Genomic DNA, 25585 nt, shown 5'->3' on the forward strand with positions numbered 1-25585 from the left:
CGTCTCATCACACCTTCTGGCGCACGGCGGTATCGCGGAAGCGGAAATGGTCCAGGCGGTGGCGCGACTGCGTGCACTCGATGAGGATGCCCTGCGCGTCGAAGGTGCGGTTGTCCACGACGGCCAGGTAGTCGACGCCGTCGAGGTCGAGCAGCGCGCGGTCGCGCTCGTTGGCGCGCTCGCCGGTGATGGTACGCTTGCTCATGGCGATCGTGATGCCCAGCGTGTGCTCCATGTACTCATATATAGACGAGCGCGCGATGTCCTCGGTGATGTCGGGAACGACTTCGGTGAGAAACAGGCTGCAGTCGCGGATGAGGGCCTCGTCGTGTATGACGCGCACGCGCTCGACGTAGGTCAGGTCGACCCCTTCCTCGAAGCCGTAGGCGGTGGCGATCTGCTCGGTGGCGGTGAGATGGTGGATATCCACCACGCGGGTCTCGGCTCGAAAATGCGAGCGCCTGCCCGCCTCGCGGAACGACTCGATCTGCCCGACGGAGAAGGTCTCGCGCTCCGTTTTCTGGAAGACCACGCGCACGCCCTTGCCGTGCACCGGCTGCACGTAGCCCTGTTCGCGCAAGAGCCCGAGCGCGCGCCGGAGCGTGTTGTGCGAGCAGGCGTAGTACTGGGTCAGCTCCGCCTCCGAGGGGAGGAAGGACTGGAACGGGTAGGTCCCGTCCTCGATGGTGTCGCGCAGGTCGCGAAAGATAGCGTCGTATCGGGCTTTCACAGATCCACCGCCAAGAGAATCGCATCGTCGGTTGTCGGATACCCACAGCTTATTCAGATAAGTGAGCGCGCGCAAGCGGAAGGCACCGAGGGGTCAAAAGCGGCCTAATCGGCCACATCTTCGCTGCTCAACGAACCGTTTGCGGGCAAAAACCGACCGTTTATGGCAAGCCAAACTTATTCAAATAAGTTTTGAGCCTACGGGCGTACACTTGCATCAGCAACTTATTCAAATAAGTTATCTGCGAAAGGGGTACCGCATGGCAAAGTACACAGAGGATGCCGCAAAGCTCCTCGACCTCGTGGGCGGGAAGGAGAACATCTCCGCCGTCACCCACTGCATGACGCGCATGCGCTTCGTGCTGGTCGACGAGGGCAAGACGGACGTGGCGGCTATCGAGGAGCTGCCCGCCGCCAAGGGCACGTTCACGCAGGCCGGACAGTTCCAGGTCATCATCGGCAACGACGTGGCAGACTTCTATCAGGAGTTCACGAAGGTCTCCGGCATCGAGGGCGTGTCGAAGGAGGCCGCCAAGGCCGCGGCGGGAGCGAACCAGAATCCGCTTCAGCGCGCCATGGGCGTGCTCGGAGAGATCTTCGCCCCGCTCATCCCCGCGCTCATCTGTGGCGGTCTGATTCTGGGCTTCCGAAACATCATCGGCGAGGTCAACTTCTTCAACGACGCCGGCGCCTTCGATCTGGAGCACGGCACGAAGTCCATCGCCGACATGTGGGTCTTCTGGAACGGCATGTACAGCTTCCTGTGGGTCATCGGCGAGGCCGTGTTCCACATGCTGCCGGTCGGTATCTGCTGGTCGGTCACGCGCAAGATGGGCACCACGCCCATCCTGGGCATCATCTTGGGCCTGACGCTCGTCTCGCCGCAGCTGCTGAACGGCTTCTCGGTGGCGGGCGCGTCGGCGGAGGATATCGCCGCCCACACCTATGACTTCGGGTTCTATTCCTTTGTGGGCACCGGCTACCAGGGCCAGGTCATCGCCTCGCTCATGGCCGCCTTCGTGCTGGTGGGGCTCGAGAAGTTCTTCACCAAGGTCACGCCCGACGTGGTGCGCATGATCGTGGTTCCCTTCATGTCGCTCGTGCCCGCGGTGTTCATCGCCCATCTGGTCGTGGGCCCCATCGGCTGGGCTATCGGCGACGCCATCGCCAACGCCGTGAGCTGGGGTCTCGCCTCCGACGTGCGCGTGCTGTTCGCTGCCCTGTTCGGCCTGCTCTACGCTCCGCTCGTTATGACGGGCCTGCACCACATGACCAACGCCATCGACTCCCAGATGGTGAGCATCTACGAGTACACCACGCTGTGGCCCATGATCGCGCTGTCCAACATCGCCCAGGGTTCCGCCGTGCTCGCCATGATCGTGCTCCAGAAGCGCAACGAGCGCGCCCAGCAGGTGAACATTCCCGCGTGCATCTCCTGCTACCTGGGCGTCACCGAGCCCGCGCTGTTCGGCGTGAACCTCAAGTACAAGTTCCCGCTCGCCTGCGGCATGATCGGCTCGGCCTGCGCCGCCATGGTCTGCACGGGCTTCGGCGTGAAGGCCCTCTCCATCGGCGTGGGCGGTCTTCCGGGCATCCTGTCCATCATGTTCAACTACTGGGGCATCTTCGCGCTGTGCATGCTCATCGCCATCGTGGTGCCCTTCGTGCTCACCCTGATCGTGGGCAAGCGCCAGCTGTCCGCCGCCGACCGCGGCATCGCCAAGATCGAGGCCGCCGCCGAGCCCGCAACCGACGCCGAGCCCGCTTCCGCTTCGGCCCCTGCAGCCAGCGCTGAACCCCGCGAGCAGGCCCTGCTCGCCCCGCTTGCCGGCCGCGTCATGCCCATTACCGAGATGCCCGACCCGATGTTCGCCAGCAAGGTCATGGGAGACGGCGTGTGCATCGAGCCCTCCGGCGACACCGTGGTGGCGCCCGCCGACTGCACCGTGACCGTGACCATGCCCGCATCCAACCACGCCGTGGGCCTCACGCTGGACAACGGCGTCGAGCTGCTCATCCACGTGGGCATCGACACCGTGGACATGGGCGGCGACGGCTTCGCGTGCTTCGTGAACCAGGGCGACAAGGTCAAGGCCGGCACCAAGCTGCTCACGTTCGACACCGAAAAGATCGCCGCGGCGGGCCACCCGGCGACCACGGCCTTCATCGTGGCCTCCACGGCCGACGCGACCGATTTCGAGTTCGCGAGCGGCATGGACGCCGTGGAAGGAAAGACGCCGGTCATCACGTTTTGCGGTTAACCGCGCGCTCCGGGTCCGCTGGGCACATCGCCCGGCGAACCCGGAGTTCCAAAGAAGGGGCGCCGGATGGGCGCAGCAGCGCATCCGGCAGGACCATCGGAAAGGGGCTTGCAGCATGGCTGCAATCGAGAAGGATTTCAAGCGAAGCGTCGTCTACCAGATCTATATCAAGAGCTTCTGCGACAGCGACGGCGACGGCGTCGGCGACCTGCCGGGCATCACCTCCAAGCTCGACTACCTGGCGCATCTGGGCGTCGACTACCTGTGGATCACGCCGTTCTTCCCGTCACCCCAGGCTGACGGCGGCTACGACATCTCCGACTACTGCGCAATCGATCCGGTATACGGCACGATGGACGACTTCGACGAGCTCGTGCGCGAGGCGCATGCGCGCGACCTCGGCGTCATGCTCGACATGGTGCTCTGCCACACCTCGAGCGAGCACGCCTGGTTCCAGCGCGCGCTCGCGGGCGATGGGCGCTACCGGCGCTACTACATCCTGCGCGACGGGCGCGGCAGTACCGGTGCGGGAGATCCGGGCGAGCCGCCGACCAACTGGCAGTGCGCCTTCGGCGGCAGCGCATGGGAGTGGGAGCCGCGCCTGGGGAAGTGGTACCTGCACATGCACGACGTGAGCCAGCCGGATCTCGACTGGACGAATCCCGAGGTGCGCGCCGCATGCGCCAACGTGGTGCGCTTCTGGCGCGAGCGCGGGGTGGACGGGTTCCGCTTCGACGTGGTGAGCCTCATCTCCAAGCCCGAGGTCTTCGAGGACACGCCGGACGGCTCGTGCCGCAGCCTCGTGGCCGACGGCCCGCACGTCCACGAGTACCTGCGCGAACTCGTGGCCGCGTCCGGTATCGACGGCATGCTCACGGTGGGCGAGATGGCCGCGACCACGCTCGAGAACTGCATCCTCTACACCGCGCCCGAGCGCCACGAGCTCACCCAGACGTTCAGCTTCCACCATCTGAAGGTGGACTACGCCGACGGCGACAAGTGGAAGCTCATGGAGCCCGACATCGCGCGGCTGCGCGAGATCCTGCGCTCGTGGCAGGAGGGCATGCAGGCGGGCGGCGGCTGGAACGCGCTGTTCTGGGACAATCACGACCAGCCGCGCGCGATCACGCGCTTCGGCGGCCGCGAGGGTGCCGGCGAGCGCGGCGGAAGCTGGGAGCGCGTCGGCCGCATGCTCGCGATCTGCTCGTTCACCCTGCAGGGGACGCCCTATATCTTCCAGGGCGACGAGCTGGGCATGACCAACGCGGGGTATCCTTCGATCGACTGCTTCGCGGACGTGGAGAGTACGAACAACTACCGTATCCTGATGGAGGGCGGCGCCACGGCCGAGGAGGCGCTGCACGTCGTGAACGAGCGCTCGCGCGACAACGGGCGCACGCCCATGCAGTGGACCTCGGGGCCGCATGCGGGCTTCACGACGGGAACCCCCTGGCTCGCGGTGCCGGAAAACCACGTGCTCGTCAACGCCGAGGCCGAGGTCGGCGTCGCCGGCTCCCTGTTCGAGTTCTACCGCGAGCTCGTGCGGTTGCGCCACGAGCTGCCCGTGCTCGCCGAGGGCATCGTTCGCTTCCTGGATGCCGGCGCCCAGGCGCCCAAGGTCATAGCCTTCGAGCGCACGCTTGGCGATGCGCGCCTGGTGACGGTGTGCTCGTTCGATTCCGAGCCGTCGCGCGCGACGGGGCTTGATGTCGACGGCGCGCGGTACCTGATCGGCAGCTACGACGATGCGCCCGTGTCGGGTGCCGACGGCGCGCTCGAGCTGCGCCCCTACGAGGCGGCCGTGTTCCTGTCATAGAAGCGGTCTTTTAGCGGTTTTTTTAGGGACAGTCCCCCGAATTTCACTCAGTGATATTCGGGGGACTGTCCCTAAAAACCAGGGCGCCGTGACCGAGAACGGGCTGGTCATCACCTCCGGCCAGCTGCCAATCAACCCGTTGGCGTGCGCCGCCTTTTCGGGAGGGGCTCCGGCCTTCCCTATATGTGCTTCTTGCCCGTGTAGACGCACATGAGCGCGCACACGATCATCGCGTACACCCAAAACCGATGCTGTTTCATGGCGATCCTTTCGTGCGGGTTTCCCTTCAAAAGGATTGTAGGCAGCCTGGGCCCTCCCCTCAGATTCTCAATAGTTTCCCAAAGGAAACTATGTCTATCGTGTTGTGGCAAAAAGTTTCCCTCGGCATACCGTGCACGCGAACTATGTTGAAAAACGACTATCGGCATCATTCGCGACACGGAAGGGTCATCTCATGTCTATCTTCAGCATTTCCAAAACGCATGCGGCGCTCGTCGGCATCGGCGCTCTGCTGGGCGCCGTGGGCATCAAGGCCGTCACGAGTGACGCTGCCAAGCGCCTCGCCGTTCAGGGCGTCGCCGCAGGCATACGCGTCAAGGCGGGCTACGAGGACATCGTCGAGCAGGCCAAGGCCGAGGTCGACGACATCGTGGCGGAGGCCGAGTACCTCAACTCCGAGATGGCTGCGGACGATGCCTGCTGCTGCGGGTGCTGCGTCGACGAGCCGGCCGTGGCGGATAAGCCCGTCGAGCAGAAGGCCGAGTAGCGCCTCGAATCCGGACAGCTGGAAGGCGGCTGCGGAGGGACCCGCCCCCCACTGCAGCCGCCGTTCATGAAGGGGAGACGTGCGATCATGCAGATAACGATCGAGCATGAAGTTCCCGGGCGCATGCGCGTGAAGCTTGCCGGAAGGGTGCCCGACGCGGATCTGGACGCGCTGAGGCGCGTGCTGCTCTCCGCTCCCGCCATCGCCGCGGTGTCGATCTACCCGCGCATCGGGTCGGTGGCCGTGCGCTATGCCGTCGGCGAGCGCGAGGGAGCCCTGGCGGCGCTGCGCGCGGTCGATGCCGAGGCGATCGACGCGGCGCGGGGGTCGTGCGAGATCGCGCTGGCACCGAAAACCCACGGCCTGCTGATGGACGTGGCGACGCTCGTGGGCGGCCATGTCGCCCGACGCTGGTTCCTCCCCGCGCCGGTGCGCGCTCTGTGCACCCTGTGGGGCTTTCGGGGGTTTGCCCGCGCCGCGGCGCGCTCGCTGGCCCGTGCGCGCCTGGACGTGCCGGTGCTCGACGCGGCCGCCATCGGCATCTCGCTTCTACAACGCGATTTCAAGACGGCCGCCAGCACCATGCTGCTGCTCAACTTGGGCGAACTGCTCGAGGACTACACGCGCGCCACGTCGCAAAACCAGCTGATCTACACGTTGCTCGACGTGCCCGATTACGCACAGCTCGTGCCCTGTGGAGATCCGGCCCTGCGCGGAGCGGAGGAGCGCCGCGTCCTTGCGGACTCGCTTGTCGCCGGCGATCTCATCGTCGTGCGCACCGGCATGCCCGTTCCGGTCGACGGCACGGTCGAGCAGGGGACCGCCATGGTGAACCAGTCGTCACTGACCGGCGAGCCGCTCGCGGTGGAGCGCACCGTGGGCGACGACGTGTTCGCCGGCACCGCCGTGGAGGACGGCGAGGCGTACGTGCGCGTCAAGGCCGGCGCGAGCGACACCAAGCTGCGCTCGATCGTGAACCTGGTCGAGCAGGCGGAGGCCTACAAGGCGGAGGGCCTGGCGCGTCGCGAGCGGCTCGCCGATCGAATCGTGCCGTGGAACTTCCTGCTTGCGGGCATCGTCGCCCTGACGACGCGCAACCTCACCCGCACGAGCGCGGCGCTCATGGTCGACTACTCGTGCGCCTTGAAGCTCACCGGCGCCATCGCGGTCCTTTCGGCCATGAGCCAGGCGGCGCGCGAGGGCTTCACGGTCAAGGGCTCCAGGCACTTCGAGGCCATGGCGGAGGCGGACACCATCGTGTTCGACAAGACCGGCACGCTGACCGAGGCGGCGCCCCGGGTGTGCGCCGTCATTCCGCTTGACGGATGGACGAGGACGCAGGTGCTCCGCTTCGCGGCGTGCCTGGAGGAGCACTTTCCGCATCCGGTGGCGCGCGCCGTGGTACGCGCCGCGGCGGCGGAGGGGCTTGAGCATCGCGAGCGCCATGCGGCGGTCGAGTACCTGGTCGCGCACGGCATCGCGAGCTCGCTCGACGGCAAGCGCGCGGTGATCGGCTCGGAGCATTTCGTGGTGGAGGACGAGGGCGTCCGCATCCCCGACGAGGCTCGCGGGAAGATCGCCGCCGAGCTCGGCGGCCTGTCCGTGCTCTATCTCGCGGTCGACGGCGAGCTCAAGGGCGTCGTGGGCATCCAGGATCCGTGCAAGCCCGGCACGGCGCGCGCGATACGCGAGCTGCGCGAGCTCGGCCTCACGCGCATTGTGATGCTCACCGGCGACAACGCCCGCGCCGCGTCGCGCATCGCCGCGGAGGCGGGTATCGACGAGTGGCGAAGCGACCTGCTGCCGGAAGACAAGCACGGCATCGTCGAGCAGCTGCGCCTGGAGGGTCGCCGCGTGGTGATGGTGGGCGACGGCGTGAACGACTCGCCGGCGCTCTCCGCTGCCCATGTCGGCGTCGCCATGGGGTCGGGGACCGCGATCGCCAAAGAGGTCGCCGATATCACGCTCACCGATGGCGACCTGGATGCGCTCGTGCGCCTGCGCAGGCTCTCCATGGGCCTCGCGGCTCGCATGGACGCGTCGTTCGCCGAGGTCATCGGTTTGAATTCGCTGCTTTTGGCGGGCGGCGTCACGGGGATCGTCACCCCGCAGGCGAGCTCGCTGGTGCACAACGGCAGCACGGTGCTGCTCGCGGCGCGCAATGCGCGCGCGTACGGCGCGGAGCCCGGCCGTCGCGCGCTGCCGTTGGCCGCATCTCGATAGCGCATGGAGTCCCGCGCCGTCCGATGTCGCAAGAACGCGCGAGCGGTTGCGCGAGTTGGGATATACTGGACACGCAAGAGGGGAGCTGGCGGATGCCGGCTGAGAGGAAGCTCGACGGGCAGCATCGCCCGCACCGCTTCGACCCTGAACCTGATCCGGGTAATGCCGGCGTAGGGACCAACGCTTTGATACAAAAGCCCCTACGATGTTCGAGGGGCTTTTTCCATGCCCCGGAAGGGAAGACCATGGAGGCAAGCGTAGCGATTCAGGTGTTGCCGCAGAACACGGAGAGCGACGAGGAGACCTGCCGCATCGTCGACGAGGCCATCGCCTACATCATGTCCAAGTTCCCCGATGCGTACGTCGGTCCGTTCGAGACCGCGATCGAGGGCGACTACGACCTGTGCATGGAGGTGCTCACCGAGGTGAACCGTATCGTCATCAAGGCCGGCGCCGACAAGGTGGCCACCTATGCCAAGATCTTCTATGCGCCCGAGCGCGGCCTGCTGACGACGGAGCAGAAGGTCGGAAAGTACCATGAGTCCGAAGCGTAAGGGCTCGGGCGCGCCGGCGCTTGCGCGCACGGCGGGGGTGAGCCCGCTTGTCGGCAAGCTGGCCGCCCCGGTGACCGTGCTGGCCCTGGTCGCTATCTGGCAGCTCGTGTGCTCGGTGGGGCTTGTCCCGTCGTTTCTGCTGCCGAGCCCCGTGGCAGTCATCCAGGCGCTCGTCGGCGACTGGCAGCTGTTGGCCGGCCATGCCGTGACGTCGCTCGCCGAGGCGGCGGCGGGGCTCGCCTGCGGTATCGCGCTCGGTTTCGCCGCGGCGGTCCTCATGGACCGCTTCGAGCTCGTCTACCGTGCGTTCTACCCGCTCGTCGTGCTCACGCAGACCATCCCGACGGTCGCCATCGCGCCGCTGCTCGTGCTGTGGTTCGGCTACGGCATGCTGCCCAAGGTCGTGCTTATCGTCATCACGACCTTTTTCCCGATCACGGTGGGGCTGCTCGACGGGTTCCGCTCCGTCGACCCCGACGTCATCGACCTCATGCGGTCCATGGGCGCGAGCCGCGCGCAGATCATGCGCCACGCGAAGCTGCCCGCGTCGCTCGGGCACCTGTTCTCGGGCCTGAAGATCTCCGCGACCTACGCCATCGTGGGCGCAGTCATCGCCGAGTGGCTCGGCGGCTTCTCGGGCCTGGGCGTGTACATGACCCGCGTGCGCAGCGCCTACGCGTTCGACAAGATGTTCGCCGTGATCATCCTCATCTCCGCCCTGTCGCTGGTGCTCATGTGGGCGGTCGGCGCGCTGCGCCGCAAGCTCATGCCCTGGGAGCGCTCCGAGGGGTAGGAAAAGGCGCCGACAAGGCGCATCGATCAGATTTCGCATATTGGAGAGTCATATGTCTCGTATCTCAACCATCGATCAGCTTTTTGCCCACCGTCCGGTTTCCCGCCGCGGGCTTGTGCGGTGCGGCCTTGCGGGCGCCGGCGTCCTCGGTGCCTCTGCGCTCGCCGGATGCTCCGACGGCACCTCGTCGAGCACCGCATCTTCCGGCGGCTCCGCGGCAACAGGCGCCTCTGAGCTCAAAAAGATCACGTTCGCGCTCGACTGGACGCCCAACACCAACCACACGGGCGTGTACGTCGCCGCGGCCCGCGGGTACTACGAGGAGGCCGGTCTCGAGGTCGAGATCGTGCAGGCGCCCGAAAACGGCGCCGACGCCCTGGTCGCCACCGGCGAGGCCCAGTTCGGCGTGAGCTTCCAGGACACCATGGCGAGCTACGTCTCGAGCGAGGACAGCCGTCTTCCCGTGAGCGCCATCGCCGCCATCATCCAGCACAACACCTCGGGCATCATCAGCCGCGCCGAGAAGGGCATCACGCATCCCGCGGCCATGATGGACCACACGTACGCCACCTGGGAGGGCCCCATCGAGCAGGGCGTGATCAAGCATTGCGTCGAGGCCGACGGGGGAGACTTCAGCCGCGTGCAGATGATCCCCTCCACGGTGACCGACGAGGTGACCGCGCTGCAGACCGACCAGGTGGACACCATCTGGATCTACTGGGCGTGGGCCGGCGTGAAGTGCCAGCTTGCGGGCCTCGACACGAATTACTTCGCGTTCGCCGACATCGACTCGGTCTTCGACTTCTACACGCCGGTGATCATCGCCAACGACGACCTGATCGCCGACGACCCCGATACCGTGCAGGCGTTTCTGGATGCGACGCGCCGCGGCTACGAGGACTGCATCGCGGACCCGGACGCTGCCGCCGACGTGCTGCTCGAGGCGTCGCCGGAGCTCGATGAGGAGCTCGTGCGCGCGAGCCAGGAGTACCTGGCCGACCAGTACCAGGCCGACGCCGACGCGTGGGGCGTGATCGACCAGGGCCGCTGGGACGCGTTCTTCGGCTGGGTTGGCGATCAGGGCTTTGCGCCTGAGATCGAGCCCGGTGCCGGTCTTGACCTGCAGTTTATCTAACAGAAGCTTAGGGCACGGGGCAGCGGCGACGGCTCGCTGCCCCCAGGGGGAGGCAAACGTGGCACAGCTTGAAGTCGGGCACGTGAGCGTGGCGTTCGACGGGGTGCAGGTGCTCGACGACATCAGCCTGACGGTACCTGCAGGGCATATCGCCTGCCTGCTCGGCCCCTCGGGCTGCGGCAAGACGACCCTGTTCCATGTGGTCGCCGGGCTCTCGCTGCCCGATTCCGGCAGCGTCGAGCTCGACGGGCGCGACATCACGGGCGCGCCGGGGCAGCTGGCGTACATGCTGCAGAAGGACTTGCTGCTGCCCGAGAAGACGATCGTCGACAACGTGTCCCTGCCGCTCGTGTTGCGCGGGGTGCCCCGTGCCCAGGCGCGGGAGCAGGCGATCGCGCTGTTCGACACGTTCGGGCTCGCGGGCACGGCCGACCGCTGGCCCTCGGAGCTTTCCGGCGGCATGCGGCAGCGCGCCGCCCTGCTTCGCAGTTATCTGTTCAGTCAGGATTTCATGCTGCTCGATGAGCCCTTCTCCGCGCTCGACGCGTTCACCAAGGCCGACATGCACGCGTGGTTTCTTGACGTCGCCGAGCGCTTCGGCACGACGGCGCTCGTCGTGACCCATGACGTCGACGAGGCGCTTGAGCTCGCCGACGAGATCTTCGTCATGCGCGGCGCTCCCCAGGCGGGACGCCCGACGCGCATCGTGGGCACCGAGCGCATACCGTGCCCGCGCGCAGAGCGCGCCTCCTTCGCCCTGACCGAGGAGTTCCTGGAGCACAAGCGCCAGGTGCTGGCCCTCCTCGGCTAGGGAGACGCTGGTTGATGGTCTTTGCGGCGGTCGGGTCCGCGGCGGGTGTTGTATCCGCCCGCGTGCGAAACCGCACCTTGGTAAAACCTTTTACCAAGGTGCATGGTTGTTCTGGTTTGAATTTGGTGTCAAGTCTTGGGCTATAAGGGCCACTTAAGGGCTGATCGGAGGCCCCTTCCGGGACCTCCGGGATCGGCCGGACAAAGAAGCCGCAGGTCACGGACTTGTCAGATATGGCCGTTTTCCACTCATTCTTCCCGATTTGATACCAAATTCATTTTGAAAAAACAATAACCCCCTCTTTCCTGGGGTTTCGCGGTGCGGTTTGCCCACCGCACGCATACGGGGTCTCTCGAGCAAGGCTCGACCACCGCCTCTACCAGGTCACCCGCTAACAGGGCCCAGTAACGGTACCCAGAACTGCGGGTGAGGGGCCCTTGAACGGCCCTCTCTCGCAGTTCTGGGTACCGTTACTGGGTACCGTTGCCGGGTAGTCCCGTGGTTATGTCGATGACCGGGGTGCGTCGGCATAAACATCGGCGTTTCCCAGCAGGCGTGACAGCAAGGCGGGGAAATCGCCACGTTGAAATGTCACCCAGCTTATAGCATATGTAAGCCATCGGTAACTTTTTTGCTCAACTTGGCCACAACCCCTTCACAACAAGTTAGCCTTGTGTTAGTTTACCGTAGGAAACATAGACAGGGCTAACTTGAAGCGTTGCCTCGCCTATGCCGTTCCATTCGATCGGACGATGATGAGGAGACATGCCGTATGACTCAAGGGCCGCAGGTTCCCGCGATGCCGCTTTCCTTCCGAAAGGCGGGGGAAACCATCATGGTGACGCGCGTGCGCGGCGATGAGGACCTCAAGCACCATCTCGCGAACATCGGGTTTGTCGAGGGCTCCGAGGTGCACGTGGTGTCTTCCAGTCCCTCCAACATCATCGTGACGGTCAAAGGCGCTCGCTTTGGCTTGGACACCAAGGTCGCTCAGCGCGTCATGACGGTCTGACACGGGGCGCGCGACGGCGCGCCGACCGTGGACGTGGCGAACAGGAAGGGGGAAGGACATGAAGACACTGGGAGATGTTGCGGTGGGCGATAGCTCCACCATCATCAAGCTGCACGGTGAGGGCGCACTCCGCCGTCATCTGATGGACCTGGGCCTCATCAAGGGCACGCAGTTCAAGGTCGTGAAGGTCGCGCCGCTGGGCGACCCGATCCAGATCACCGTCCGCGGCTACGAGCTCTCCATCCGCAAGGAGGAGGCGGCCATCGTCGAGGTGCAGTAACGGCACCCGCGAGGGCGTTTGCGCAGGTAGAGTTAGCTATTTCTAACTATGAGGGTCCTAAGGCGCCCGCCAGGGATCTCGCACAGCTAGCTCGGTAACTTGAAGAAGTTTCAAAGCCTATTTTGGAAGAAGGAAACGCATGGCGGCTTCACAGCTTCATGTCGCGTTGGCGGGTAACCCCAACTGCGGCAAGACCACGCTTTTCAACCTGATCACCGGCCAGAACGGCTATGTGGGCAACTGGCCCGGCGTCACGGTTGAGAAGAAGGAGGCCAAGCTGACCAGTGACAAGAGCGTCACGATCACCGACCTCCCCGGAATCTACTCGCTTTCCCCCTACAGCCCGGAGGAGAAGGTCTCGCGCGACTACCTCATGAGCGGCGAGCCCGACGTCGTGATCCAGGTCATCGATGCCACGAACCTTGAGCGCAACCTGTACCTGGCGCTTCAGGTCGTCGAGACCGGACTGCCGGTCGTGGCGGCGCTCAACATGGCCGACCTCGTCGAGAAGAACGGCGACAAGATCGACACCCGCGCCCTCTCAAAGAGCCTCGGGTGCCCGGTCGTGATGATCTCCGCGCTGCGCAACAAGGGCGTCGACGAGCTGCTCGCCGAGGCCAAGCGCGCAGCGGCCACCAAGGGCAGCGTGCCCGAGCACAGGTTCGATTCCGCTATCGAGGACGTGCTCACCAAGATCGAGGACCTGCTCCCGTCGTCCGTGCCCGCGTCCAAGCGCCGCTACTACGCGGTCAAGCTGTTCGAGCGCGATCAGGACGCCTTGCGCCTCATCAACCTCCCCAAGGACAGCGCCGCCCGGGTCGACGAGCTTATCGCCGCATGCGAGAAGGACTGCGACGATGACGCCGAGTCCATCATCACCGGCGAGCGCTACGCGGTCATCGCGCACATGATCGACGGCTGCCTCAAGAAGGCGCCTGCGCGCATGAGCACCTCCGAGAAGATCGACCGCATCGTCACGAACCGCATCCTCGGCCTGCCCCTGTTCATCCTCATCATGTGGGCTGTCTATTCCATCGCGACGGGTGCCGACGCGTTCGGCACCGCCGGTACCGACTGGGTGAACGACAACCTGTTCGGCGAGGGCTTCGAGCTGTTCGGCATGCAGTTCCAGTCTATCCCCGGCGTGATCGAGGGCTGGCTTGTCGCCGCCGGCGCGAGCGATCTGGTCCAGAGCCTCGTGCTCGACGGCATCGTGGCCGGCGTGGGCGCCGTGCTCGGCTTCATCCCGCAGATGTTCGTGCTGTTCGTGCTGCTTTCCTTCCTCGAGGACTGCGGCTACATGGCCCGCGTCGCCTTCGTGATGGACCGCGTGTTCCGCCGTTTCGGCCTGTCCGGCAAGTCGTTCATCCCCATGCTCGTCTCCACGGGCTGCGGCGTCCCCGGCGTGCTCGCCACCAAGACGATCGAGAACGAGAAGGACCGCCGCATGACGGTCATGACCACCACGTTCATCCCCTGCGGAGCCAAGCTCCCCATCATCGCCCTGCTCATGGGCGCTATGGTCGGTGACGCCGAGGCGAGCTGGATCTCCCCTCTGTTCTACTTCCTCGGCGTCATCGCGGTCATCGTGTCCGGCATCATGCTGAAGAAGACCAAGCTGTTCGCCGGCCGTCCGACCCCGTTCGTCATGGAGCTGCCGAGCTACCACTTCCCGTCCATCCGCTCGTGGTGGCTGCACATCTGGGAGCGCGTGTCCGCCTACGTCAAGAAGGCCTTCACGATCATCTTCGCCTCCACCATCGTCGTGTGGTTCCTCACCAACTTCGGCGTGTACGAGGGTGCGTTCGGCTTCTTGCCCGCGATGGAGGGCATCCCCGAGGAGTTCACGGACTACTCCGTGCTCGCCATGGTCGGCGGCGCCATCGCCTTCATCTTCGCCCCGCTCGGCTTTGATTCCTGGCAGGCGACGGCCATGTCCATCACCGGCCTGGTGGCCAAGGAGAACGTCGTGGCCACGGCCTCCTCGCTGCTCCATATCGCCGACGGCACCGAGACCGATCCGAACCTGTGGGCCGCGTTTGCCGGTATGTTCCCGTCCATGGGCGCTATCGCTGCGTTCGGTGCGTTCAACCTGCTGTGCGCCCCGTGCTTTGCAGCTATGGGCACCATCCGCGCCCAGATGAACTCCGCCAAGTGGACTGCGATCGCCATCGGCTACGAGTGTGCCTTCGCGTGGGTCGTCGGTCTTATGATCAACCAGTTCTATCTGGCAGCCACCGGCGTCTTCAGCATCTGGACGGTCGTTGCCGTCGCGTTCGCCGCGGCGATCATCTTCCAGGTCGTGCGCCCCATGCCCAAGTGGGCGTGGGAGGACAACGACAAGGTCGTCCCCGCCGGCGTCGTGACCGCGTAACCTGAGCGACTTAGCACGCTCCTCCCCAAAGGGTCGCCTGCACATGCGGGCGGCCCTTTTTGCGCGCTCCCGTCCGTGCAGATTTCCTGCTCCGCGTGGTCATGGACGAGGAAATGGGGTAAAGTTTCATATGGCAAACAACGAGGAGGAACCATGTCTCCCATCGACTTCATCATCCTGGCCGCGATCGGTGTCGCGTTCGTGGCGGTGTGCGTCCGCATCAAGCGCAAGGGGAGCTGCGCGGACTGCGCCCAGGGCGGGACGTGCTCGGGCCACTGCGGCTCCTCGCCGGACAGCTGCCCCGCGTGCCAAGGTGTCGACCGCGTGGCCGAACGACTGGGCCGCGGCGTCAAGTAACACCCCAACCGCAAGTGCAAATGTGGGGACGTACCTTCTGCGTGCACTTTTGCAAATCGGGGACGTACCTTCCGCATGCAAATGTGCGCGCGGAAGGGGCGTCCTTTTGCAAAACCCCTGCTGGGCCATCGTGGATACAGATGGCCGGGGGAGGAGCTCATGAAAAAGCGCCGAGCCGGGCCGAGCCGGAGGATGCGGCAGTATGGGTTGAAGCGTCCTCCAAACAACCTGAAACATGTCATTTTGCTCGAAGGGGTGTCCCCATATTTGCAAAAGTGCACGCAGAAGGTACGTCCCCCAATTTGCATTCGGGGCGCTCGCGATCGTCTGGGCTTCTGTGGGGGCGGTAACCCAGCCGAAACATAGGTATGGCACAATGTGCGCCTATAGTCAGTCGGTTCGATAGTCCACCGCGCGTCATGGAAGGGTTGTCCTTATGGATAAGAGCCAGAACATCGATTTCGTCCTCCGCACGGTCGAAGAGCGCGATATTCGTTTTGTCCGCCTGTGGTTCGTCGACGTGCTCGGCCGCCTCAAGAGCTTCGCGATCAGCCCCGAGGACCTCGAGGTCGCCTTCGAGGAGGGCATCGGGTTCGACGGCTCGGCCATCGAGGGCTTCACCGCGCCCGAAGAGGCGGACATGCTGGCGTTTCCCGATCCCTCGACGTTCCAGGTCCTGCCCTGGCGCCCGTCGAGCGACGGCGTGGCGCGCATCTTCTGCGACGTGTGCACGCCCGACCGCAAGCCGTTTGACGGCGACCCGCGCAACTGCCTGCGCCGCATGTTCTACAAGGCCGAAGAGGCCGGCTACATCATGAACGTGGGTGCGGAGCTCGAGTACTACTACTTCCCCGACGAGCACACGGTGGCCCCGCTCGACAACGTGGGCTATTTCGACCTGCTGCCCTCCGATTCGGCGCGCGACGTGCGCCGCAGCACCGTGCTCACGCTCGAGAAGATGAGCGTGCCGGTCGAGTACACCTTCCACTCTTCCGGCCCCTCGCAGCACGGCATCTCGCTGCGCCACGCCGAGGCGCTCACCATGTCCGACGCCATCATGACGGCCAAGCACATCATCCGGCTGGAGGCCTACGAGGCGGGCATCCACGCGTCGTTCATGCCCAAGCCCATGGCGAACGAGGCGTCGTCGGCTATGTTTTTGCACCAGTCGCTGTTCGACTACGACGGCAACAACGTGTTCTACGGCGAAGACGACCCCGTCTACCACCTGTCCCCCATCGCCAAGAGCTACATGGCGGGCATCCTCATGCATGCCGGCGAGATCTCGGCGATCACGAACCCCACGGTCAACTCCTACAAGCGCCTGGCGACGGGCAAGTCCAGCTCGCCCACGCCCACGCACGCGACCTGGGGTCTGCGCAACCGCGCCGCGATGATCCGCATCCCCATCTACAAGCCGGGCAAGCAGCTCTCCACGCGCATCGAGCTGCGCAGCCCCGACCCCATGGCCAACCCCTATCTCGCCTGCGCCGTCACGCTGGCCGCCGGTCTCGACGGCATCAAGCGCGGCTTGAGGCTGCCGGCCGAGACCGAGCTCACCGATGCCGGGCTGTCCGACCTCGAGCTGCGCGAGCTCGGGTGCTCCCCGCTGCCGAGAAACCTCCAGGAGGCGCTCGACATCTTCGAGAACTCCCTGCTCATGAAGGATGCGCTCGGCGAGCACATCCACAGCTTCTTCCTCAAGAAGAAGCGCAAGGAGTGGGAGAAGTACGCGTCGAGCATTACCGAGTGGGAGCTCAAGCAGTATCTGGCGAGCTCCTGACGACGGCGTCGTCGCGGCTCTCGCCATCGTCGCGGACGCGGCGCGAGGGCTCGCACACGGTGCGGCGCATCCGGGCGTTGCGGCCCGCATGCGCTGCGCGCTGTCCCTTGGTATGATTACGCCAGCGAGAGGGTGGTGGTATGTCCGAGAAAAACGTCCTGTTCATGGCTCGAACAACGCGGTATTACGAGTTTGCCCAGACGCTCACGACGTCGCTGGGCGTTGATGTGAGCGCGGCCACGCCCGATTCGCCGACCGCCGCGCGCGATTTCGACCTGCTGATCCTTGACGCCGACGGCATCCGCGCCGACCGGATCGAGCAGATCGGCAAGTGGCTCGACGACCGCGGAAACATCCCGATGCTCGTTCTGGTCGATGACGACGGGCTTTCGGGGCTGCACCTGCCGTCCCGCTCGCGCTGCGACTTCATCTGCTCCGGCGCCAGCGAGGGCGAGCTCGAGGTTCGTGCGCGCCGCCTGATGGGGGAGGAGGAGAGCTTCTCCGTTGACGATGTGCTGCGCGTGGACAACATGACCATCAACCTCGCCACGTACCAGGTGTACCTGGACGACAAGCCGGTTGACCTGACGCTGATGGAATACTCGCTGCTGTCGTTTTTGGCCATGCACCCCAACCGCGCCTACAGCCGCGAGGTGCTGCTGCACCGCGTGTGGGGCTTCGAGTACTGCGGCGGCACGCGCACGGTCGACGTGCACATCAGGCGCATCCGCTCCAAGGTCGGCCCGCAGATCGCGGCGCACATCACGACGGTGCGCGGCGTGGGCTACCTGTTCAAGGGGTAGGGTCAATCAAAGACGCGCTTGCGGGGTGGGGCGGCACGGCCCGCCCCGCTTTTTTTGCGCATGGGGGCTCCCGCCGCGCTCGTCTCGCACGTGGCGGGTATGCGCGCCGGGCCCGGTCTTCCTGCACCATCATCTGCCCATCTCTCTTACAAATCCCTTAACGTGGCCTAAAGCCTGTGTACCTCGAGCGCCGCATGGGGTACAACGTGTTCAGACAACAAATCCTTTGCTGGGCAATTGAAAGGAACCATGATGAGTGAGAACACCCCGCAGCGCCCTGATGGGTTGAACGAGAGCACGGGCGCTCCGCGCGTCCAAGTGGAGCCGACCCCGGTCAAGCCGGATGAGGTGTCGCAGACGACCGCGATGCCGAACGCCGGCGCCCATGCCGCGCAGGAGCCGTCGACCGAGAAGATCAGCCGCACCGTGGTGAAGACCCGCACCAAGCGGCTGCCCGTGTTCCTGAGCGCGCTCGGCGGCCTGGCGGTGGGCGCCGTGCTGGTCATCGCGCTGGTCATGACCGGTGCGCTCGACATCAACCGCGACGGCGGCAGCGTGAGCGCCAACACGCCCGCCGGCACCCAGACGATCCAGATCGACGCCGAGGACACCACGCTCGCCGAGGCCGTGTCGGCCAAGGCCCTGCCCTCGGTGGTCTCCATCGAGACCGAGGTGCAGGACACCTCCAGCATGATGAGCGGCGGCTCGTCGAGCAGCGGCAGCATCGGTTCGGGCGTGATCCTCGACTCCGACGGCAACATCCTGACGAACTACCACGTGGTCCAGAACGCGACGAGCATCGTGGTCACGCTGAATGACGGCTCGAGCTACGAGGCGGAGATCGTCGGCTCCGACGAGTCGAGCGACCTTGCGGTCATCCGTCTGGTGAACGCCGACCCGAACGCCCTGACGCCGATCGAGATCGGCGATTCCGACGAGCTGACGGTCGGCTCGTGGGTCATGGCCATCGGCAGCCCGTTCGGCAACGAGCAGTCCGTGTCGACCGGCATCGTGAGCGCGCTGTACCGCTCGACCGCCATGCAGTCGACGACCGGCACGACCATCTACGCCAACATGATCCAGACCGACGCCGCCATCAACCCCGGTAACTCCGGCGGCGCGCTCGTCAACGACAACGGTGAGCTCGTGGGCATCAACTCCATCATCGAGAGCTACTCGGGCTCGAGCTCGGGCGTGGGCTTCGCGATCCCGGTGAACTATGCTAAGAACATCGCCGACCAGATCATCGCTGGCCAGACGCCGGTCCATTCGTATCTGGGCGTCTCGCTGACCACCGTGAACGCGCTCAACGCGCGCCAGAACAACCTCTCGGTCGACTACGGCGCCTACATCAACGAGGTTACCGAGGGCGGTCCCGCCGCCGAGGCCGGCATGCAGGCGGGCGATATCGTGATCGCAGCGAACGGCGACGAGATCACCTCCGCAGACGGCCTGATCATCGCCCTGCGCGGCTACGACGTGGGCGAGAAGGTGACGCTTACCGTCATGCGCGGCAGCGAGCAGATGGATCTCGAGGTCACGCTCGGCTCCGACGAGGCCCTGCAGGAGCAGCAGGACAGCTCGACCGATCAGAACGGCCAGGGCTCCAACTCCATGAGCGAGGAGCAGCTGCGCGAGCTGCTGAACGAGCTGCTCGGCCAGGGCGGGCGCTAACAGGCGACAACGACGGGGCGGCCTTCGGGTCGCCCTTTTTCTCGATTCGGCGCAAAGGCGCGCGAACGCGGCGGGAGCCGGGGCAGCCGTCCCGGCTCCCGCCGTCTGTACCCGTCCCCGTCGGCGGGATAGAATGGGGCGATAAGATCGTTTGAGAGGAGCGCACCCATGCCCGGTAAACGCACCGATGTTATCAGCTGGGACGAATTCTTCATGCGGGTCGCCATGGCGGCGAGCATGCGCAGCAAGGATCCGAACACGCAGGTGGGTGCCTGCATCGCCGACACCAACCATCGCATCCTGTCGGTCGGCTACAACGGAACGCCGTCGACGCTGAACGATGACGAGTTTCCTTGGGATACCGCCGAGGACCCGTTGCTCGACAAGCACAGCTATGTGATCCACGCCGAGGCCAACGCCATCCTGAACTACCGCGGCTCCCTCAAGGACATGGGCGGCGCCACCGTCTACGTGACGCTGTTCCCGTGCCGCGAGTGCGCCAAGACGCTCGTGCAGGCCGGCATCGGAGAGGTGGTCTACCTCTCGAACAAGTACGATGGCACTGAGGACAATCTGATCGCGCGCAGCATCTTCGACCGGTGCGGCATCACCTATCGGCAGGTAACGGTCGACGAATAGCGCTATTCTCCCAGCTCAGCATAGTTATGGGGCAGGGCCCGCACCGACGACCTCCACGTCGGGCGGGCCCTGCCCGTATGCAAAAAGCAGTTCGGTTCTGGTATTCGCTAACACAAATCGCTAAACTTGTGGCGATATCGTGTAATCAGGATGTGTTTATTCTGATTGCAGAATAAAGGGGGAGAGAGGTCAGAAGGGGGAGAACATGTTCTCTCTGCACAAGACACGGGGAGGAGTCCATCCGCCCCAGTGCAAGGATGTGCGGGAATACGCCTGCACGTCCGTGACGCCGCCCGAACGGGTGCGCATCCCGCTCAACATGCATATCGGAGGCCCGTGCACGCCGTGCGTGAAGCCGGGCGACCATGTGTATGTGGGCACGCTGATCGGTGACGGGTCGGGCCTGTACGCACCCGTCCACGCGAGCGTCTCGGGCACGGTGGTCTCCACCGACACCGAGCAGCTGCCGACCGGGGCCACGGCGCCGGTCGTCGCCATCGAGTCCGACGGCAAGATGGAAAACGATCCCGCGCTCGCGCAGCCGAGCTACAGCACCAAGGAGGAGTTCCTCGATTGCGTGCGCGCGTCGGGCGCGGTGGGCCTGGGCGGAGCCGCCTTTCCCACGTGGTTCAAGATGCGCGCGCCCGAGGGGAAGAAGTTCGAGTTCCTCATCATCAACGGCATGGAGTGCGAGCCGTTCATCACGAGCGACTACCGCCAGATGATGGAACACGCCGAGCGCGTCGTCGACGGCGTCCACCGCATCGCGACCGCGCTCGAGATCCCCGCCGCGGTCATCGGCATCGAGGACAACAAGCCCGAGGCCATAGCCAAGCTCACCGAGACGGTGGCGGCAAAGGGCTGGAGCGACCTCATCGACGTCATGGCCATTCCCACCAAGTACCCCGCGGGCGGCGAGAAGGTGCTCATCAGCGCCACGACCGGCCGCGACGTGCCCGCAGGCGGCCTGCCGGTCGATGTCGGCTGCCTCGTGGTCAACGTCACCACCGCGTCGCGCATCGAGCAGTATTTCCGCTACGGCATGCCGCTCGTGACCAAGACGCTCACGCTCGCGGGCGATTGCGTCGCCAACCCGGGCAACTACCGCGTGCCGATCGGCATGAGCGTGCGCGACATCATCGAGGCGACGGGCGGGCTTACCAAGGAGCCGCGTAAGATCATCATGGGCGGTCCCATGATGGGACGCACGCTCACGAGCATCGACTGCCCCATCATCAAGGCCAACAACGCCATCCTGTGCCTGGACGACCAGGCCGTCCTGCCCGACGAGACACCGTGCATCCGCTGCGGGCGCTGCGTGCGCGTGTGCCCGCTCGGGCTCATGCCGTACGCGCTCGATTCCGCCTCGCGCAGCCATGATGTCGTTGCGCTCGATGAGCTCGGCATCATGAACTGCATGGAGTGCGGCAGCTGCGCCTACACCTGCCCGGCCCATCGCCGCATCACCGCGTCGATCCGCGAGGGCAAGGGTTTCTATCGGAGCGAGGTCGCGCGCCTCACCCAGCCTGCGAAGGGGGCGTGAGCTTAAGCATCATGAATCTCATCAACGAGGCATCTCCGCATTTCCACGGTAACGCTTCCACCACCAAAATCATGGGCGCCGTCTGCCTGGCGCTCGTGCCCACGCTCATCGCGGCGACCGTGCTCTACGGTCTCGCCGCGCCGCTTCTGGTGCTCGTCTGCATCTCGACGGCGCTCGTGAGCGAGCACCTGTGCTGCATCGCCATGCACCGCGAGTCCACGGCGGGCGATATGTCCTGCGTGGTCACCGCCATGCTGTTCGCCTTCACGCTGCCGGCGAACTGCCCGTTTTGGGTCGCCGTGCTCGGCACCGCGTTCGCCATCGTCGTGGTGAAGATGCTGTTCGGCGGCATCGGCTGCAACATCTTCAACCCGGCGGTCGCCGCGCGCGTGTTCATCATGGTCGCGCTGCCGAGCGCGCTTTCGGCCTATCCCGACGTGGCGGGCAAGCCGCTCGACGCCATCACTGGCGCCACCCCGCTCGCCATGGCAAGCGCGGGCGATATGCCCTACAGCTACCTCGACCTGCTGCTCGGCAACCATGCCGGCGCACTGGGCGAGACCTGCATCATTACGCTTCTGATCGGCTACATCTTCCTGCTCGCCGTGCGCGTGGTCGACGCCTGGGCGACGCTGCCGTTCATCGGCGCCGTGGCGCTCATCTCGGCCTTTGCGGGTCAGGATGTCGTCTACCAGCTGCTGTCCGGCGGTCTTGCCATGGGCGCCTTCTTCATGGCGACCGACTACACGACCACGCCGATGAACCCGGTGGGCAAGATCATATTCGGCCTGTGCTGCGGCATCATCACGGGGCTCATCCGCTTCTTCGCGTCCTCTCCCGAGGGCGTGGCGTTCTCCATCCTGTTCATGAACATGTTCGTGCCGCTGATCGACCGCATCACGCGTCCGCTTCCGGCTGGAGGTGTCAAGAATGCCCTCATCTAATTCCTGGCTGGCGCGCCATAAGGAAGGCGCCTGGTATTCGCTGGTCGCGATCGTGCTGGTCGTTGTCTTCTGCGGCGGCATCACCGCGGGCGTCAACTTCGCCGGCCACGACGCCTTCGCCGAGGCCGACGCGCGCCTCGACGAGTCTAAGGGCGGCGCCCAGCGCGCGCTGCTGTTCCCCGATGCGACCTCGTTCGAGCAGGTCAGCGCTCCTGCGATCGAGGGCCTGAACTCCGTGTACCAGACCAACGACGGCGCGTGGGTCTTCGACTGCTCGGCTACGGGCTACCACGGCGACGTCGAGCTCATGGTCGGCATCGGCACCGACGGCACGGTCGCCGGCATCCAGATCGTCACCGAGGACGAGACCGACGGCATCGGCACGAACGCCCTGACCGAGGACTACTTCGGCACGTTTGCTGAGCTTCCCGCGACGGGCACGCTGACGGTCGAGGAGGCCGGCAGCGGCGAGACGCACGTCGACGGCGTCTCGGGCGCGACGTTCACGAGCAACGCGGTGATCGGCTGTTTGAACATCGCGTTCGAGGCCTATGCGCAGTTGGGGGGTAACTAACATGGCGCTGAACGAGCTTATCCAGCGTGAGCAGGACGAGCGCGTGCGCGCGCTCACCCATACGCCCACGTTTTTGGTCGTCGCCGGATCGCTGCCCGGCCTGTTCGTGGCGACCTCTGCGGTCGACGGCTTTGCCATCGGCGCGGTGTCCGCCGCAAGCATCCTCGCCATGGCGATCCTGGCGCGCCCGCTGCGGGCCGTGACGGGGCGGTTCGCCTACATTCCCGTGACGCTCACCGTGAGCGTCACCATCGCGATCCTGCTCGGGTTCGCCCTGCGCGTCATCGACCCCGTGGTCCACGAGGACCTCGGCATCTATGTGACGCTTGCCGCCCTGAACGCGATGGCCATGACGTTTGTCTCCTGCGACGGGTTCGCCGCGGCCCCGACGGCGAAGTCCTCGCTGGCGACGGCCCTGTTCGCCGCGGTCTGCACGTGCGCGACGCTCACCTTCGTGGGCTTCATCAACGGCATGTTCGCGACCGGCCAGGTCTTCGGTCTCACCATGACCGAGCTCGCCGCGACGCCGATCGCCATCTTCGGCAAGCCTGCAGGCTCGCTTTTGATCATGGCGCTGGTCGCCACGTTCGTGCAGTCCATCGAGAGCGCCGTCGCGATCAGCCGCAAACAGTCCGAAGGTGGTGAGCGCTAATGGAGTTTTTGAGCGCGCTATTCACGGCGGCGTTCGATAGCAATGTCGTCTTTGCCCAGATGGTGGGCATGGTCGCGGTCTTTCTGCTGGCGTTTAAGCCGCAGGATGCCGTAAGGTTCGGGCTTGCCCTGTGGGCCGCCACGTCCATTTCCGGTCTGGTCGGCTGGCCGATCTTCGCCCTGTTCTTCGAGCCGTGGGGCATCGGCTACATGGCTCCGATCGCCTACGTGCTCGTGAGCTCGATCGTGGTGTTCCTGTACGGCGCCGTGGCATGCACCGGCAAGAGCGAGGCCGCGCGTGCGCGCATCATGACGCAGTGCACCCTGCTCGCGGTCAACGCCTGCGTGCTCGCGGCTCCGCTCGGCAACGCCGCCGCCGGTGAGGCGACGACGCTCGCCGTGGCGACCGGCTCCTCCATCGGAGCGGGCCTCGGCGCCTTCATCGCCGTTGTGCTGTTCGCCACGATCCGCCAGCGCATCGACGAGCGCCTGGTGCCCGGGGCCCTGCGCGGTCTCCCCATCTCGCTGGTGACGGCTTCGCTCATGTGCATGGCGTTTTCCTGCGTGGCGGGTATCGCCGGCGGACTGTTCGCGTAAGGAGGCTGGCTATGGATCTCATCATCATGATCGGCATGCCGCCGTTGCTGCTTTTGGTCGTGGCGCTTCCTCTTGCCGCCGCGCTGGCGATCGCCGTGGGGCTCTTGCACTACCACGACCGCTGCGACGCCGAGGACGCCGCCGCTGCGGCTGCCGAGGAGCCTGAGGCCAAGTAGCTCGCTTTCCGGTGGTGCTTTTTGGGACGGGGCCGAGTGGGCCGCGCCCGCACTCATTTTGGCGATGAAGCCGCCGCTTGGGGACTCCCCGGTCGGTACGATGCCGGCCGGGGAGTCTTCTTATGGCTTTTGAATGTCGTCGCCTCTCTTTGCGCTTGTCCATAGGGCGGGTGAATGGCGGACGGATGGAGGAACGGTGCGGCAAAGCCTTGCGGGACGTCGACATCATATCGTCAGCAGCAGCGCGATCAGCAAGATGATGATCGCTAACACGACGGAGCTGAGGAACCAGACCACGTTCCAATGCGGAAGGACCACACGGTACAGAAAGGTGTCGGGTACGGGGGAGCGCCTAGGGCTTCCTTCTAAGAAGCGTATGAGCGCCACGGCGTCATCCATGTCGCGTTTTCGCATCAGACGATGGATTCGGGAGCGAAGCAGCGAGCCCCATATGGCGCAGGCGAACATGAGCATCGAGCACAGAAGCCAGAATCCCTGGTAGGTGCTGTTTTCGGAGTCGCCGATCGAATCGCTCGCGTGATGCCGTAAAACCATATACGGGATGGCTATCACCACGCATCCGATTATTGCGATGGCGAATCGGGCAAGCAGGCCAAGCAGCTCGTGTCGCGCCTCAGCGGCTCGTTCGATTTCCGGTAGCGTTGTCCCTGCGAGGTCGTCCATCGAGGTTTCGAACGCCTCGGCGAGAAGACGAAGGCTCTGGGTGTCCGGAAGGGTCTTGCCGGCTTCCCAGTTGTTCACGGTCTGCCGGGTCACGTACACGCGCCGTGCCAGCTCTCCCTGCGTCCAACCGGCCGCCACCCGATGTTCGCGAATGGCAGAGCCGATAATCATGGCCTCATGTTTGATACGGGTGCTCACCGCGTTTCCCTTCTTCTGATTGTCGTTACTTCCATTCTTTCCCGAACGGACCGCATCGAGGCCGTCGGGTGGGGTGAGCGGCCTGTCAAAAGGTTTTGACAGGCAACGCGCCCACAGTGCAAATCGGGGGACGTACCTGTTGCGTGCATTTTTGCACGCAACAGGTACGTCCCCCGATTTGCACTGTGGGCGCGTTGCGCCGTCATGG

The 25585-nt window shown here is 65.2% G+C and carries 24 protein-coding genes and 1 riboswitch; of the genes, 22 read left to right on the top strand and 2 right to left on the bottom strand.

Translation table 11 applies throughout. The features are described from left to right. Positions 1 to 7: 7 nt before the first annotated feature. Positions 8 to 730, bottom strand: a complete 723-nt coding sequence (locus QVN30_RS05530; RefSeq protein ID WP_273342576.1) for a UTRA domain-containing protein — start codon at positions 728 to 730, stop codon at positions 8 to 10. A 259-nt stretch (positions 731 to 989) separates the two neighbouring features. Between QVN30_RS05530 and treP the strand changes: the two genes are divergently transcribed. The 22 genes from treP (at position 990) to QVN30_RS05640 (ending at position 24495) form a co-directional block, all read left to right on the top strand. Further along, entirely contained in the window at positions 990 to 2990 is a 2001-nt protein-coding gene (gene treP, locus QVN30_RS05535) for a PTS system trehalose-specific EIIBC component (protein WP_289835728.1), read from the top strand. Between the two features lie 115 nt (positions 2991 to 3105). After that, positions 3106 to 4806: an alpha,alpha-phosphotrehalase gene (locus tag QVN30_RS05540; protein WP_289835729.1), complete on the top strand. Its 1701-nt coding sequence runs from the start codon at positions 3106 to 3108 to the stop codon at positions 4804 to 4806. Positions 4807 to 5260: 454 nt separating this feature from the next. Continuing rightward, complete coding sequence (locus tag QVN30_RS05545; protein WP_289835730.1) at positions 5261 to 5572, top strand: DUF6110 family protein; 312 nt, start codon at positions 5261 to 5263, stop codon at positions 5570 to 5572. Positions 5573 to 5659: 87 nt separating this feature from the next. Continuing rightward, positions 5660 to 7795, top strand: a complete 2136-nt coding sequence (locus QVN30_RS05550) for a heavy metal translocating P-type ATPase (protein ID WP_289835731.1) — start codon at positions 5660 to 5662, stop codon at positions 7793 to 7795. Positions 7796 to 7863: 68 nt separating this feature from the next. Further along, positions 7864 to 7989: riboswitch (TPP riboswitch) on the top strand. Positions 7990 to 8040: 51 nt separating this feature from the next. Next, the gene (locus QVN30_RS05555) at positions 8041 to 8349 is read left to right on the top strand and encodes a thiamine-binding protein (RefSeq protein WP_289835732.1); all 309 of its coding nucleotides are present in this window, start codon (positions 8041 to 8043) and stop codon (positions 8347 to 8349) included. Then, on the top strand, positions 8333 to 9142 hold the full coding sequence (locus QVN30_RS05560; RefSeq protein ID WP_079988981.1) for an ABC transporter permease: 810 nt from the start codon (positions 8333 to 8335) through the stop codon (positions 9140 to 9142). Before QVN30_RS05555 ends, QVN30_RS05560 begins: the two co-directional genes overlap by 17 nt. 52 nt (positions 9143 to 9194) lie before the next feature. Beyond that, positions 9195 to 10277, top strand: coding sequence for an ABC transporter substrate-binding protein (locus QVN30_RS05565; protein ID WP_079988980.1), 1083 nt, complete (start codon positions 9195 to 9197; stop codon positions 10275 to 10277). Positions 10278 to 10335: 58 nt separating this feature from the next. Continuing rightward, positions 10336 to 11088, top strand: coding sequence for an ABC transporter ATP-binding protein (locus QVN30_RS05570; RefSeq protein WP_289835733.1), 753 nt, complete (start codon positions 10336 to 10338; stop codon positions 11086 to 11088). Positions 11089 to 11860: 772 nt separating this feature from the next. Then, positions 11861 to 12100 carry a FeoA family protein gene (locus QVN30_RS05575; protein WP_066828580.1) on the top strand — a complete coding sequence of 80 codons (240 nt, stop codon included), beginning with the start codon at positions 11861 to 11863 and terminating at the stop codon, positions 12098 to 12100. 58 nt (positions 12101 to 12158) lie between these two features. Further along, entirely contained in the window at positions 12159 to 12380 is a 222-nt protein-coding gene (locus QVN30_RS05580; protein ID WP_066828578.1) for a FeoA family protein, read from the top strand. Between the two features lie 139 nt (positions 12381 to 12519). Continuing rightward, the gene (gene feoB, locus QVN30_RS05585; RefSeq protein ID WP_289835734.1) at positions 12520 to 14754 is read left to right on the top strand and encodes a ferrous iron transport protein B; all 2235 of its coding nucleotides are present in this window, start codon (positions 12520 to 12522) and stop codon (positions 14752 to 14754) included. Positions 14755 to 14907: 153 nt separating this feature from the next. Next, positions 14908 to 15111, top strand: a complete 204-nt coding sequence (locus tag QVN30_RS05590) for a hypothetical protein (RefSeq protein WP_087201083.1) — start codon at positions 14908 to 14910, stop codon at positions 15109 to 15111. Between the two features lie 436 nt (positions 15112 to 15547). After that, on the top strand, positions 15548 to 16894 hold the full coding sequence (locus QVN30_RS05595) for a glutamine synthetase family protein (RefSeq protein ID WP_087201084.1): 1347 nt from the start codon (positions 15548 to 15550) through the stop codon (positions 16892 to 16894). 140 nt (positions 16895 to 17034) lie between these two features. After that, on the top strand, positions 17035 to 17697 hold the full coding sequence (locus tag QVN30_RS05600; protein ID WP_066828554.1) for a response regulator transcription factor: 663 nt from the start codon (positions 17035 to 17037) through the stop codon (positions 17695 to 17697). Between the two features lie 252 nt (positions 17698 to 17949). Beyond that, positions 17950 to 19371 (top strand): S1C family serine protease, encoded by a 1422-nt coding sequence (locus QVN30_RS05605; protein ID WP_289835735.1) that lies wholly within the window; start codon positions 17950 to 17952, stop codon positions 19369 to 19371. A gap of 168 nt (positions 19372 to 19539) precedes the next feature. Continuing rightward, the gene (locus QVN30_RS05610; RefSeq protein ID WP_066828549.1) at positions 19540 to 20010 is read left to right on the top strand and encodes a deoxycytidylate deaminase; all 471 of its coding nucleotides are present in this window, start codon (positions 19540 to 19542) and stop codon (positions 20008 to 20010) included. A 205-nt stretch (positions 20011 to 20215) separates the two neighbouring features. Continuing rightward, entirely contained in the window at positions 20216 to 21553 is a 1338-nt protein-coding gene (rsxC, locus tag QVN30_RS05615; protein ID WP_289835736.1) for an electron transport complex subunit RsxC, read from the top strand. After that, entirely contained in the window at positions 21550 to 22497 is a 948-nt protein-coding gene (locus QVN30_RS05620) for an RnfABCDGE type electron transport complex subunit D (protein WP_229254060.1), read from the top strand. Before rsxC ends, QVN30_RS05620 begins: the two co-directional genes overlap by 4 nt. Further along, on the top strand, positions 22484 to 23071 hold the full coding sequence (locus QVN30_RS05625; RefSeq protein WP_289835737.1) for an FMN-binding protein: 588 nt from the start codon (positions 22484 to 22486) through the stop codon (positions 23069 to 23071). Before QVN30_RS05620 ends, QVN30_RS05625 begins: the two co-directional genes overlap by 14 nt. 1 nt (position 23072) lies before the next feature. Continuing rightward, the gene (locus QVN30_RS05630) at positions 23073 to 23723 is read left to right on the top strand and encodes an Rnf-Nqr domain containing protein (RefSeq protein ID WP_204538522.1); all 651 of its coding nucleotides are present in this window, start codon (positions 23073 to 23075) and stop codon (positions 23721 to 23723) included. Beyond that, positions 23723 to 24319 (top strand): Rnf-Nqr domain containing protein, encoded by a 597-nt coding sequence (locus QVN30_RS05635; protein ID WP_066828473.1) that lies wholly within the window; start codon positions 23723 to 23725, stop codon positions 24317 to 24319. Before QVN30_RS05630 ends, QVN30_RS05635 begins: the two co-directional genes overlap by 1 nt. Positions 24320 to 24330: 11 nt before the next feature. Then, the gene (locus tag QVN30_RS05640; RefSeq protein WP_289835738.1) at positions 24331 to 24495 is read left to right on the top strand and encodes a hypothetical protein; all 165 of its coding nucleotides are present in this window, start codon (positions 24331 to 24333) and stop codon (positions 24493 to 24495) included. 225 nt (positions 24496 to 24720) lie between these two features. Here the strand turns inward: QVN30_RS05640 and QVN30_RS05645 are convergent, their stop codons facing one another. Then, positions 24721 to 25377: a helix-turn-helix transcriptional regulator gene (locus tag QVN30_RS05645; RefSeq protein ID WP_289835739.1), complete on the bottom strand. Its 657-nt coding sequence runs from the start codon at positions 25375 to 25377 to the stop codon at positions 24721 to 24723. Positions 25378 to 25585 lie beyond the last annotated feature (208 nt).

Source organism: Collinsella ihumii (assembly GCF_030385545.1).
Taxonomy (GTDB): Bacteria; Actinomycetota; Coriobacteriia; order Coriobacteriales; family Coriobacteriaceae; genus Collinsella; species Collinsella ihumii.